Origin of the sequence: Wolbachia endosymbiont (group B) of Dolichovespula media, assembly GCF_947179505.1 — a bacterium.
Classification (GTDB): domain Bacteria; phylum Pseudomonadota; class Alphaproteobacteria; order Rickettsiales; family Anaplasmataceae; genus Wolbachia.
In genome coordinates this window covers 518,598-532,327 of sequence record NZ_CAMXBR010000003.1, presented here as the reverse complement: position 1 = coordinate 532,327, position 13,730 = coordinate 518,598, and the positions used below count along the sequence as shown (strand labels likewise).

The window sequence follows — 13,730 nt, the reverse complement described above, 5'->3', positions numbered from 1 at the left end:
TGCATCCCAAAGGTTGCCACCCTTTAAAATGTGAAATATACATTATCCCCGATGTCTAGGGAAAGTGGAATTTAACCACCACAAAACCACGACTTTCAGGGTCGCACTGATGAGAAATATCCTACGACTTACCTCACTGCAACACCAAAGAGAAGGATTTTAAATAGATGCGGAAAAGTTATCAGCCCGACAAGATTGAGTAGACGTTGTATTGCAAACGCCATCGAAACAGCAAGTGTTATTGCAAAAACCAATAGGATAACAAATTTCAATCAAGCACTTGTAGTGAACATTGCTACCTCCATCATATCTTTAGCTATATTGTTTCCTATTATAAATAGTAATGTTGCTGCCGTAATTGGTTTCACTTCAGATTATTGGCTGTATTCTGCTTTGATTGGGCAGCTATACTATACAATTTCTATGTTTATATTTGGTATGGTAGTGTTGCCAGTTTGGTGGGTGCTAACTAAAGCAACTGGAGTGGAATCAAGAGAACTGCTCTCTAGATTTCTTGCTAACGTGCGTAGCTTATTTACTAGAGAAAAATCCAGTCCAGCTCATGAGTATGTTGAAGAAAGCGAAGAAGTTTTTAATTACAGTAAACTTGTCGATAACAATGATTTATTAACTTCTATAAGATGGAATGTGCAAAGCCCAATTGGAGAAAGTGCTCTGCTTTTAGTTGATGATGTAAATAGTATAGTTAACCTTAACTTTGCGTTGCAGGGTAGAGATAATTTAGTATATGAAGGTAGTACACGTTATAAAGTGTATAATAAATTTCAGCCTGAAGGAATGTCATATCAAGACTACAGGCTCCAATTACGTCAATTAAACTTTATAAACTGCGTTAAAAAGCAACATCCTAGTTTGACAGAAGAGCAGATATCTGAATTAAAAGAAAAGGTGGATTTCAGTAGTACTGCTGAATATCTAAAATATAGAGTAATGCATTCAATGATCGATCTTACTCTCTTATATTTAATGAAGTGTGATAATATTACCTTAGATAAAAAAAGAAGAGAAGGTTTGAGTGAATTGATAGAAGATGTTAAAAAGAATGTTAGCACCACTAATGATAACAATATTATAAGCTACCTAGAGAGAAAAGGCTTTAGTGAGCAATTTGCTAGAGATGAGCTCTTACTGCAAATAAAGACAGTAATTGAAGCACTGAGTAAAAGTGATAATGAGCAATGCAGCTTAATAGTTGATAATTGGCGCTTAAGCAAAGAGCTCCATGACCTCATGGAAAAAGAGGAAGGTATACTACATAGTCTCATTGATTTCTGCAAACAAAATAAATGTATCTTTGCAGGAATTGGGAAAATGATCTTGGTATTGGAGAAAATAGACCCTTTTCAGCGATAATACGTAATCAAATAGGTAAATATCGAGCTCTTTATTGTGATTATGAAAAAAGAGATTTTGATTCATTGGCTAAATATGCGTTGACAACGGTTATAGATGGATCGAAAGGTCGTGGATTTGATAGTGAATATAATCATGTTGCATCAATATTTGCAGATTCGGTTAGTCAGTTCAATAATCCATCTGAAGCCCTACAGAATCTTGGAAGAAATAGAGAGCGTAATGAGAGCAGACAATCATGGTTTTTCGCTGCTGCAGGTGAAAAAGTTGAGCTATTTGTGAATAAGATCTTAGCAAATTTTAAAAATGAACCACAGAAATTTTGTCAGAAAGTTTTGTTTCCAGCTACTAATAAATACAATAAGTTGCTAAAAAATAGAATGGGAGAAGAACTTGGAAGAAAAATAGAAATCTATATTAGTAAAAATATTGATGCATTAGGAAATATTGATGATTCAGCTCTGAAGAAGTTTTCTAGTGATTTGATAAAAGAAATGTATGAAAAAGTTCATGATATAAATGATTTTGATGTCAAAAAGACAGAACAAGATTCACATAGGATTTTAAAAAGTACAGAGGCATACCTTCGTTCATATGAGAACAGAATTAAAAACAACGGTAAATTATCTTGCACACGCTCAGCTTTATTTTCTGTGGGGAGTGCTATAACAAAGGTAATGTATTATCTTTGGGCAGGGTTTGACTATTTAGTCTTTTTGGCTAAAGCGTACAATATAGATAAATCTGGAGATACCAGTGCAAGAGCGTATGTACACATAATCAGAAACTGTCACTGTGAAAGTAGTGTGAAGGCGCAAAATGTATTGGTTCATGCATTAGAAATTGCCAAAGAACATGACAGCAGTTTCAAAAGAAATAGTTTGTACGAAGGCAATGAGGATAGATGTAAAGAAAAAATCATCTCATATTTTCAATCCAAGCAATATATACGTGCATTAGATAGAACAATTGCTCAAATTGAAAATAAACACTTGGTAACAATTTTGAAAGCTGTAGGCTACAAAGATGATGCTAATAAAATGGCACAAGAAATCAAAGATTTTTTATGTGATTTAAAGAATTTAAATTGTGTAGACTTGAGAGAAAAATATTATCAAGGCAACTTATATTAAGAAAGCAAATTATACAAAATCAATAATCAAGTTAGTACGATAATTGATGAAATTGTAAGGTGTCATAAGTGGCATCATGGAATAGAGGACTTAGAGCTAAAATTAAAAATCAACCATAATATTTTTGAAGTCAGAGTTAACAATGATTTTTCTAAGTTACGTGAGAAAAACTTTAACAAACGCTCTAAAGAAAGGACATATCTAGGTAGAGCTATGTTACTTATTGGGTTTATAATTTCAATGGAGCTTATAGGTAGAATATCATCAGGTCAGACCATTGCCTTTACTTTGCGGTTTTATAGTATTTGGACCACTGTCACTCTTGTGTGGTGCATTGTTATATGAAATAACGACCTATTTAGTGAGAGGAGCATTTTTTATTTTTGGAGTGCCAATTCTTTTAGGAGAACTGTCTAAATGTGTTTTGAGAAACGGCTCAATGAAAAGTTTGTTAGATATGACATTATCGCTTGGTAACTCGGCTTTTTTCAATATTCCGAAAGACATCGTGCAATCGTTTATATTTGAGGATATAACAAAATTTGACTCACTAAGTGATATAAATGAGCTTACACTGATAAGAGAACAGGAAAAGGCAAAGTGTACAAATGAAGTAGCTGATAAAGTTGTAGCTACTGCTTTATCTGCAATTTTGATACAGCCAACAACTAGTGAGCAGGAAGGTTTAATTTTTAACTAGAACTTTTCAGATAAATACTGAGTGAGGATTTCAATGCCTTCATCAATCTCTTTTTCAGTGATAATGAGTGGAGGCAAGATTCTCAGAACATTATCTGATGTTACTCCAACAGTAAGTAAACCACGTTGACTTAGCTCTTCTGCAAATTTTTGGTTATTCATTTTTACTTTTATTCCTAGCATCAACCCTTTCCCTCTCACTTCTTCTATCATTGGAAACTTGCTTGCTAAGTCCTCTAGTTTGTTTTTTAAAGACTTACCTCTAACTTCAACATTTTCTAAGAAGCCAGGGCTGAGCAATTCATCCAATACAGCATTACCTACTGAAGTTGCAAGTGGATTACCACCAAAAGTAGAACCATGCATACCGACCGCCATGTACTTAGCAACCTTTTCAGTTGCAAGACAAGCCCCCAGAGGGAAACCTCCTCCTATTCCTTTTGCAAGAGCACATATGTCAGGCTTAATTCCTATGTGTTCATATGCAAATAACTTTCCTGTCCTGCCAGCACCGCACTGAACGCAATCAAAAAATAGCAGTATGTCGTTTTCGTTACATAGTTCTCTTAGCTCTTTCATGAAGACTTCACTCATTACTTTAATACCACCTTGTCCCTGTATTGGTTCTATTAATATAACACCTATGCCATTAGAAATTGCTTTCTTTACACTCTCAATATTGGGCTCTATGTTATCACACCAGTCAATATAAGGATTCAGTAATTCAGAAAATTTCTGTCTATCGTTTGTTGCACAGGTTAAAAATGTCCTTCCATGAAATGCACCATGAAATGTTAGAATTCTATAGCGATTTTTATTACCTTTTCCATTTTGATAGGCCCTAGCGATTTTAAGTCCACATTCCACTGCTTCTGATCCAGAATTTGCAAAAAATACAGTATTAGCAAAGCTGTTGTTTATTAAATTATCTGCAAATTTGTTGGCAGTAGATATATTATAGGTATTTGATATATGCCATAGTTTTTCTCCTTGTAATTTTAGGACATCAGTTAATCGTGGGTTGGCATGACCTAAACTGCTAACAGCTATTCCAGAGTGAAAATCTATATAGCGCTTATTATCGATATCATACAAGTAAATACCTTTGCCATAAGAAAAATTTATGTTAGTAGGAGAATAAACTGGCAAGATAGGAGAAATTGTCATAAAAGTATGATATGCTAATTTTTTATTAATACCATAAAAGACGTTATTTCACAATGAGAAGAATATGTATAAATTAAGTAAATTAATGTTTACTACACTAAAAACAAATAGATATACAAAAATTATCTCGCTATTCTTATTAATTTTTGTGGTTTTATTGGGCACAATATATCGCAATTATTCATTAAAGAATAATTTTCTTTCTTTTTACCGTAATTCAAATGCAAACTTAAAAGATCTATTGGAAAATAGTATAATAAAAAAATATCATTATTTACTAATAGAAAAACATCATATTAAATATAACAGTTTTGATTACATAAACCAGTTGGTAAAATTGCGTGCTGAATTGTTACAATCAGTAAGCAAAGTAAGAAATTTTAGCTTAATACTGTATGATCAAAATGCCAGAGTAATTTTCAGTAATTTTAATACTCAAGGTCATGACTATGAGCAGTTGCTTACAAATGATGAAATTGATAAATTGCTAAGCAATCAAGAAATATTTTACGCTACAGGAAATACATTAACTTCTACTTTCCCTATATTTCATGAAGATGACATTAAGCCTTCATTTTTTTTGAAGATCATTCAAAGCTATAATGACTCTTATATTATGGTATATAGTCTATTTTCAATATTAATTGGCTTATTACTGGTTATCTTAATACTAATAATGCTTTATTTGCACTTTTCCAACACCCAAATGCTAGCCAAGCAGCATAAAACTAATATTGAATTACAAAGGGTTAAAGAGGCATTAGAGCAAGAAAATGCAAATAAGATAAAATTTTTTGCAAGTGTTACACATGAGTTGCGTACACCTCTTAATGCTATTATTGGATTTGCAAAGTTGATCAAAAATGAAACTTTAGGTTCGGTAGATCACTCTGAATACAAGGAATACGTAGACGATATATATAATGCTGGTACACATTTACTTGCTTTGATTAATGATGTGCTCGATTTTTCTAAAGCTGAATCAAGTAGTTTAACAGTAGAGAAAGTGAAGTTTAATCTGAATAAGATAATAGATTCGTGCTTAAAAATGTTATCACCTAAACTAAAAGAAACAGGTATTAGTTTAAAGAAAGAGATATCTGATAAACAATTATTAGTTATCGCCGATCCCAAAAGAATGAAGCAAGTTATAATAAATTTGTTATCAAATGCAATCAAGTTCACTCCTCAAGGTGGTTTAATAAGAATGATTATTAAAGAGAATATAGAAAAAAATTTATTAACTATTGAGTTTCATGATAATGGAATAGGGATAATGCAGCAGGACATATATAAAGTTATGTCCGTTTTTGGCCAAGCAGATTCGGGATATAGAAACGAAGGCACAGGTATCGGATTACCTCTAAGCAAGAAATTAGTAGAGTTAATGGGTGGGACTTTCAACATTCAAAGTGAAGCAAAACTTGGTACTACGATAACATTGAGCTTCTTTTATGAAGAGCAAACATGTGAAAAGTTGATTGATTTTTAGTAAAATATATTTGATATTGCACTTTTATATCTAGCACATTCCTAAGTCATACTGACGTGATACCTCTTGGCTAATAATAAGTAGCGGAATGTAAGTAAATTAAACTTTTTTAGCTATACTTCCTGAAAACACTTTATAATTCTTGAGCATAAAGAAAATTCCTTTAATAATGAAGCATGCTAATCAGGAACTTAATAAAACAAGCAACTCAAGTAGGAAATAGTGAAAACGTAATACAATATGTCAAATATCTCTATCAATTTGAGAAGTTTAGAAATACATTAAACCTCACTTTGTCACTAATAAAGCAAAATAGACTCTCGTTTGAAATATATCAAGAAGGATTAGTGGATATGGAAGAGGAAGTGTGTAAGACAATTCGTTCTTCTGGTTTAAATAAGTATGTTATTGTGCTAAGAAGGTCAAATCCTTACATCATAGTACATGAACTTTCACATATGGTTGAAAATGAACTGAACTTAAGCTTAGAGCAAGAATTTCTCTATAAAGTTTATCAGGATATTGAGCAGAACTTAAAGCAGTCAAATATTCTGGTACAAAAAATTATTGGTCAAATTATATTTGAAGAGATACAAGCTTATCAAACTCCAAAATCACGTGCGTCTGAGTTATTCGCACGCTATTTTGAGCTGTTTGCTTGGGCTCAGGAAGTTTATCCTAAAGATAAAGAATATCTAATTCGCACTCAAGATTTAAATAAAGTATTTCTTGCTACTAACCAATGGAAAAAGAGCTACCTGAATCTACAAATAATGGAGAGAATAGATAAAGAAGTAAAGGAATATAGCGATAAAACTGCCTTTAAAGATATAAACAAAGTACAAAGCAGTTGGACTAATAAATTTTCCTCTGGGAGTAAAAAAATTGGTTCTATATTTGGAGATGATAATTAGCTTAACAGAACAAAGTTCACTTCTTCAACATTTCAAGTTATAGTTCTCACAATTAAAGAGTTCAAATATATATGAAAACTATATTAGCTGTTGAAACAAGCTGTGATGAAACTGCAGCAGCAATTGTAAATAGTAATAAGCAAGTCCTTGCTCACGAAATTCTTTCTCAGGAGGAGCACAAAAAACGCGGTGGGGTAATACCTGAAATAGCTTCACGTGCTCATATGAAGCATTTAAGTGGTTTAATAAAAAGTGCTATGGAAAAATATAACCTTAATTTTTGTGATTTGGATGCAATTGCAGCAACATCAGGACCAGGACTCATAGGTGGATTAATAGTTGGTACAATGATAGCTAAAGCAATTGCACACGTAACACAAAAACCGTTTATTGCAGTTAATCACTTAGAAGCACATGCGTTAGTTGTTAGGCTACTATATGAGGTTAAATTTCCGTTTTTAGTCCTGCTGATATCAGGTGGTCACTGCCAATTTTTAATTGCACAGGATGTAGGTAAATACATCAAACTTGGAGAAACGCTTGATGACTCATTAGGAGAAGCATTTGACAAAGTCGCTAAGATGCTGGGTCTAAGCTATCCAGGAGGTCCATTAATTGAAGAGTTAGCTAAAAAAGGTGATGGTATGAGATTTAAGCTGCCAAGAGCAATGATAAAACGTTCTGGATGTGACTTTTCATTTTCTGGAATTAAAACAGCGGTAAAAAACTTAGCACGAGAATTTGTAATGAGTGAACAGGATGTGTGTGATATGTGTGCTTCGTTTCAAGAGTGTATTAGCGACATATTACTCGATAGAGTCAGAAATGCTATTGGTATCGCTGTATCTTTAAATATTAAAATCAATGATTTTGTAATTACTGGTGGAGTTGCAGCAAATAATTTCCTGAAAGAGAGATTAAAAAAGCACATAGACTTGAACGTGCTTTCTCCTCCAAGCAATTTATGTACAGACAATGCAGTGATGGTTGGATGGACAGGAATTGAAAGGTTACAGAGAAACTATGTAGACTCTCTTGACTTTGCACCAAGGCAAAAGTGGGAATTAGAAAAATATTACTAGCACAAAAAATTATCTACTATATAATGCGGCCGCTGGTGAATTTTTGTAGGCTTAAAAATTACAGTGGTATCTACTAAAGCCTTATTCACTACCGGCATTATTATTTATGAGGTACAGTATGTTCAAAAATAAATTTGACACAGTTACTAGTGTTTTCAAAGCTAAATCTAGTACAAGCGCAAAGACACTCAGTTCAGGTTTATTTGTTGCGGGAAACGTTGGTATGGTCAGAGCAATTAGTAAGATAGACCTCTCTTCATTACAAGGCAATTCAGAAGATAAAGTCAATAAGCAAGACCTAATAATCATATATGATTATATTAATAAAGTAACTCAAGAAGAAAACTATAATATATGTACTAATAATCTTGATTGTATAAAAAGCAGGATTTTAGCAGAAAATATAAGTGATTCATTAGCTGAAAAATTTCGTCAAGATGGATGGAATATAACAAGTAATGATGGTTCTTCGCTATTAACAGTGGCTATTGAAAGAATTGGGAAAGAACAAAAGAAAAATAGGAATTATGATATTCATGTTGAAATAGCTGTATCTCTAATTCTTGGTATGGGCAGAGAATTGATTATAAAATTGGAGAATTTTGCAGATAGTAATGATAAAACACTTCTACATTATTTAGCTGAGTCGGGTAAAGAAGATATTTTATGTTTTGTGATAGAAAATTCTAATTTTAACATTAAAGAAGCAGTAAGGAATAAAGATAGAGATGGTAAAACACCACTACACTATGCGGCTAAATCTGGCAATAAAGAATGCTTGAAAATTCTCATAGAAAATGAAGCAGATTTTAGTTGCACTGCCAATAATAAAACCGAGTTACACTATGCTGCCAGAAGCGGAAGTCCTAACCTCCTAGAATATTTAAAAGAAATATTGACAGCAAAAGGAATTTTTGATAGAGAGAAAATTAAAACAGATAAATATGGAAATAACGCATTACACTATGCTGTGCAATCTGGAAATGCTGAGTGCATAGAATTCTTCATTGATAATCAAGTACAATTTTTAAAAAATAAATATAATGAGAATCCTTTTCATAAGATTGTAGGTAACTCAGAAACTCAAGAAAATGCCATAAATTTTCTTATAGAGCATCTAAAATTTTTAGGTAGACTAAAAAGTGAAATTAATCAAGAAAATGTAGATGGTAACACCCCATTGCATATAGCTGCAAAACATGGAAATAACCAGCTAATGAAATTGTTTATTAAATCAGGTGCAAAAATTGTTCAGAATAAACAAGGTAACACCCCCTTACATATTGCTATTATACATGGTAATTCATATTGTATAGAGCTATTTTATGAAAATATAGGAAATAGCATACTTCAATCCAAAGGTGATTATGGAAGAGATCTTGTACATTTAGCTGCAATGTACGGGAAGTATGATTGTCTAACATCTTTACTCAAGAAATTTCCTGATTACGATTTAAGCACAGAAACACGCAAAGGAAATATGGCCCTACACTTAGCTCTATCGAGTAATACAGAAACAGAACTAAGAAAAAAATGTGTGAGTCTATTAGTAGACAGAAGCATGCAAGTAAATAAGAGTAATAATGAAGGAAACACCCCTTTACATTTTGCTGCCCAACTTGATTTATCGTTTTTAAGCATGATAGAAAAAAAGTTGGAAGAGAAGAAATTTGACGTTTATCAAGAGGTTTTGCGTGAGAATAGCAACGGTGACACCGTCTTTCATATGGCAGCACGTGTTGGTAATAAATCATGCCTTGAGCACCTTTTTAAAAAAGAGAGAGTGGGAGAAATATTAAGTAAGAAAAATAAGGATGGACAAACTTTACTACACTTATCTATTCTCAGTGGAAGAGTAGAATGCGTTAAGTATTTGGTAAAAAAAAGCCCAAAGGGTATTTTTTTAGAACAAAATACACAAAAAAGGTTGTTATTTGCAGCTATTTTGAGCAGCAATAAGGAATGTCTTGAATTTGTGTCAAAAGAACTTGTAGGTAAAAAGGTGGCTGCTAGCATCAAAGTGTTATATGATGAAAATGACAATACACCGTTACACATGGCTGCTCTTGCCGACGACATAGAATTCTCTCAGTATGTTATTGAAAGTATTGCCAAGTCAACTATTAGGAATACAGTACCACTTTTTAACACAAACAGTCAAGGGCTTATACCTCTACATTTAGCTGCCATGAGCCTTAATGCTGAGTTAATAGAATATTTTATGACAGATAATCATTACCCCTATAATAAGAAAATGTTAAATGTTGTATCTAAATCTGGAAGAACAGCATTACACTATCTTGTAATGAGTGATAATGATTTTGAAAAAACTATAAATGAGGATTTTAAGCAAGGTCAATTTTTGAAAAAGTTGGTTTTAGAAAAGCGTAAACAAAATGAGCACTTAAGGGAAAAAGCTATTAAAGCCTTATTCTACCTAACAATCAGCACCGGAGAGAAAACTGTAAATAAGAAGATAAATTTTGATATAAAGGATAATGCAAAAAAAACAGCTTTAGATTATGCTTTTAAACATGGTGACACAAATATCTTGAGGTTATTTTTAGATTTCTTTTATGAAATAAGGGAAAACAAAAAAAGGAAATATGATAAACTTAATATGGAAGATCAAGAAAGAAGCAAAAAGCTTCTAGACTACTATAATCTGGCCATGTCAATATCAAGTGTGATTATTTCTGTTTGCGTTAAGTATAATAATGCAGAATCTGAAAAGGAAGAAATTCCTACCTGGATTTCCATTGCATTTTCTTCGATATCATTTTTACTTATCTTATACAACTTAGTGATTGGCCTTCAAAAAGAACCTGTTAAACGTAAGATAGAAAACTATACTGAAAAAATGAACAGAATTGAAGAGGCTACAGGAAAGTTAGCTAAGACAAAAGTAGGAGATCATGATTTGGAGGAATACAACTCAATATTGGAACTATTAATAAAGAATGCAGAAGATATTTCACGATTGGAAAATGAACTTTACAAGTTTACGCATGAGACTAGATTAGAGAGTAAAGACAAACTCAATATTTCTCCTCAGAAAATGAGTAGGGGTGGTAGTGCAGTACTATGTTCGAATAAGTCTTTAGAAGGTAGAAAAAGTTCACCTGTTTTGAATGATTTAACAACAAAACTTAGTCTGTATTCAAGACGCAACAGTAGAGTACAAAATACAATGGACAAGTTAGATAATCCATCATGTGTAATTACTATAAATGAGCATCCAGAAATTAAACCAAAAGCTCCGAAAAACAAATTCAAGAATGTTGCAACTAAGCTAAAAATAGGCAATATCTTTAGTAAGAAAAAAGAAGATCTTATTGCTTCATCAAGCTTATCAGAAGGTGCTAATCACGAGAATATTACAAAAATGAATGAAGAAAACTGTGGGTTGATAAAACGATTTGGTGATACCAATGGGTATTCAATATTTTCGACTCCTTTTAATCCAAGCGGTTCAACCTCAAGAGAAGAGTGTGGTAACAATCATAGTGCAGCGCGTCATGTGAGTTATGGTAGTGCAAATAATTCTGTGAGTGATAAGGAAGTTAGTAAATCTCCATCTCTAATACTTTCTAACTTTGAGGAGGGAATTACTGTTGACTGTTTTAAATTCGAAAGATATAGACCAAGGGTATATTCAAGTCCATCTTGTGTGAGAAAAAGAGCAATTACAGCTAGATCATTGGAATATATAATACTTCCTGATCATATAGAAAGAGGAAAAGAGATGCAGATTGTAGTCACTGACTCTGATAGCATCAACTTTCAGAGGAGTGATAGTAAGCATTCTAGTAAACTGTCATTTAGTAGTAGATAAGAAAAACGTAGAACAATTGGCAAGGCTATCGTATAAGGTTATAGTAGAGAAGAAATTAGATCGCCTTGCTAAATTTCCATGAAAAAGTTTATATTTGCATATCATTAATATTTTATTACATTAATGATATGGCAAGGCAATAACTGTTAATACTTTTGAAATAAAAACTATATATGGTAAATATAATTAAATAAAAAGGAAGATTGTGGAAATCACTCCGTCAATAAAAAAGGAATTAAAGCAAAGTATACTATATACTTGTCTAGAGAAGTGCAAGAGTGCGTTTTGGTTTATTTTCTGGTTTAGCTCAGGGATTAATGCGTTAATGTTATTTTTGCCACTTTATACCTCTCAGGTACTTGATCGAGTGATATCGAGCGAGAGTGTGTCAACACTAGTTATGCTGACGATTATTACTTTATCTGCGTTTGCATGTTCTGCAATGCTTGAAACTTGTCGATATTTAGCTATGGCTAAAATTGGTGATTGGATTGATAAAACTGCAACACCAGATCTAATAGTAAGGTCAATCAGGTTAACATCAGTACAAAGCTCAACTTCAAGTGGTGAAGCAATACGAGATCTTGGAGTAATAAAAAATTTCATTACAGGAAATGGTATATTTTCACTGTTCGATACTCCATGGTCGCTAATTTACCTTGTTGTGATCTTTATGATACATACCTCTACAGGGTTTATAGCTATTGCCGGGATCATTATATTAGTTTCAATGGCAGTATGGAATGAACTTGCCACTAAGCGTATATTGCGAGAAACCAATGAAGAAACTATACGTAATATTAATGCTATAGATGTTGCAACAAGAAATGCAGAGGTGGTTGAGGCTATGGGTATGTCAGAATTTATAGTTTCTGATTGGTGTAAACGGAATGATCAAAATCGTGCAATGCAAGTCACAGCACAGAATCGTTCTAATGTAATTACTGGTATTACTAAATTTTTACGTTCAACTCTCCAAATTTCAGTAATTGGAACAGGTGCATTACTTGCAATCACAGCTCACAAAACTGCCGGTAGCATTATTGCTGCCTCGATTTTGATGGGTAGAGTATTGGCTCCATTTGATGCAGCAGTTCATACTTGGAAATTTTTAAATCAAGCCAAGATGTCATATGGCAGGCTGCAAAGACTTATCCTAACATCTCCAAAAAGAGAGCAAACTATGGCTCTACCAGAGCCTGAAGGGAAGTTGGAATTTGATGGGGTATTTTTTACTCCTTATGGGAGCAATAAGCCAACAGTAAAAGGAATCTCATTTGTAATAGAACCAGGGGATGTTGTTGGTGTTATTGGTGCAAGTGCTTCTGGTAAGTCGACCATTGCAAAACTAACCGTTGGTGTTTGGAAACCCATATCAGGTGTAGTCAGACTAGATGGTGCTGATGTATATACTTGGAATCGAGAAAACTTTGGTAATTATGTTGGTTACTTACCTCAAGATATTGAGTTATTTAACACGAGCGTTAAAGCTAATATTGCCCGCATGAGACCAGATCCAAATCCTGAAGAAATAATCAAAGCAGCAAAAATTGCAGGAATACATGAATTAATACTGAGCTTACCAAATGGGTATGATACAACAATAGGAGGACCTGGAGGAGTAATACTCTCTGGTGGCCAAAAACAGCTTCTTGGACTTGCAAGGGCTTTTTATGGTAATACTAAGCTTTTAGTGCTTGATGAACCGAATGCTAACTTAGACAGTAATGGAGAGGCGCGCTTGATTAATGCAATCAATGTTGCAAGAGAGCAAAATACTACCACTGTTATCATCACTCATAAGCTACCGTTACTATCCGTAGTTGATAAAGTGATTATCATGTCAGATGGTGTTATTTATGATATGGGACCAAAAGATGAGATTTTGAGCAGATTAGTTGCTCCATCACCAGATGCCACAGAAGATAAACGTTCTTCAGCAAGTGGTTAAGAAAGAGAGAAGCTGTCACACTTCTCTTTCTCTTATAGAGTACTATATGCACAGTTTATAAAATCTTAAGCAATTGTTATTCG

Annotated in this window: 9 protein-coding genes; 8 read left to right on the top strand and 1 reads right to left on the bottom strand. The window is 33.1% G+C overall.

The genetic code is table 11. From position 1 onward, the window contains the following. Positions 1-195: 195 nt before the first annotated feature. The 3 genes from OM967_RS05105 to OM967_RS05095 all read left to right on the top strand — a co-directional run bounded on the left by OM967_RS05105 (position 196) and on the right by OM967_RS05095 (position 3,207). Positions 196-1,374, top strand: a complete 1,179-nt coding sequence (locus tag OM967_RS05105) for a hypothetical protein (RefSeq protein WP_264337733.1) — start codon at positions 196-198, stop codon at positions 1,372-1,374. Continuing rightward, the gene (locus tag OM967_RS05100; protein ID WP_250120126.1) at positions 1,308-2,507 is read left to right on the top strand and encodes a hypothetical protein; all 1,200 of its coding nucleotides are present in this window, start codon (positions 1,308-1,310) and stop codon (positions 2,505-2,507) included. The genes OM967_RS05105 and OM967_RS05100 overlap by 67 nt, the downstream gene beginning before the upstream one ends. Before the next feature lie 361 nt (positions 2,508-2,868). Next, positions 2,869-3,207 (top strand): hypothetical protein, encoded by a 339-nt coding sequence (locus OM967_RS05095; RefSeq protein ID WP_264337732.1) that lies wholly within the window; start codon positions 2,869-2,871, stop codon positions 3,205-3,207. Here OM967_RS05095 and OM967_RS05090 read toward each other — a convergent pair. After that, complete coding sequence (locus tag OM967_RS05090; RefSeq protein ID WP_264337731.1) at positions 3,204-4,373, bottom strand: aspartate aminotransferase family protein; 1,170 nt, start codon at positions 4,371-4,373, stop codon at positions 3,204-3,206. The two genes, OM967_RS05095 and OM967_RS05090, sit on opposite strands and share 4 nt — an antisense overlap. Positions 4,374-4,437: 64 nt before the next feature. Between OM967_RS05090 and OM967_RS05085 the strand changes: the two genes are divergently transcribed. From OM967_RS05085 to OM967_RS05065, 5 genes are all read left to right on the top strand, one after another. Beyond that, positions 4,438-5,865, top strand: a complete 1,428-nt coding sequence (locus OM967_RS05085; RefSeq protein ID WP_211907533.1) for a sensor histidine kinase — start codon at positions 4,438-4,440, stop codon at positions 5,863-5,865. 176 nt (positions 5,866-6,041) lie between these two features. Then, complete coding sequence (locus OM967_RS05080) at positions 6,042-6,779, top strand: WD_0702 family putative metalloprotease (protein ID WP_264337730.1); 738 nt, start codon at positions 6,042-6,044, stop codon at positions 6,777-6,779. 71 nt (positions 6,780-6,850) lie between these two features. Then, a complete protein-coding gene (tsaD, locus tag OM967_RS05075) occupies positions 6,851-7,861 on the top strand; it encodes a tRNA (adenosine(37)-N6)-threonylcarbamoyltransferase complex transferase subunit TsaD (protein ID WP_211907531.1) in 1,011 nt (336 codons plus the stop codon). A 118-nt stretch (positions 7,862-7,979) separates the two neighbouring features. Further along, the gene (locus OM967_RS05070) at positions 7,980-11,696 is read left to right on the top strand and encodes an ankyrin repeat domain-containing protein (protein WP_250120123.1); all 3,717 of its coding nucleotides are present in this window, start codon (positions 7,980-7,982) and stop codon (positions 11,694-11,696) included. A 205-nt stretch (positions 11,697-11,901) separates the two neighbouring features. Then, a complete protein-coding gene (locus OM967_RS05065) occupies positions 11,902-13,647 on the top strand; it encodes a type I secretion system permease/ATPase (protein ID WP_264337729.1) in 1,746 nt (581 codons plus the stop codon). Positions 13,648-13,730: the final 83 nt, after the last annotated feature.

Excerpts from the sequence above, each read along its gene's own strand:
- OM967_RS05100 (WP_250120126.1), top strand. The coding sequence starts at position 1,308 with ATGTATCTTTGCAGGAATTGGGAAAATGATCTTGGTATTGGAGAAAAT.
- OM967_RS05090 (WP_264337731.1), bottom strand. The coding sequence starts at position 4,373 with ATGACAATTTCTCCTATCTTGCCAGTTTATTCTCCTACTAACATAAAT.
- OM967_RS05085 (WP_211907533.1), top strand. The coding sequence starts at position 4,438 with ATGTATAAATTAAGTAAATTAATGTTTACTACACTAAAAACAAATAGA.
- OM967_RS05080 (WP_264337730.1), top strand. The coding sequence starts at position 6,042 with ATGCTAATCAGGAACTTAATAAAACAAGCAACTCAAGTAGGAAATAGT.
- tsaD (WP_211907531.1), top strand. The coding sequence starts at position 6,851 with ATGAAAACTATATTAGCTGTTGAAACAAGCTGTGATGAAACTGCAGCA.
- OM967_RS05070 (WP_250120123.1), top strand. The coding sequence starts at position 7,980 with ATGTTCAAAAATAAATTTGACACAGTTACTAGTGTTTTCAAAGCTAAA.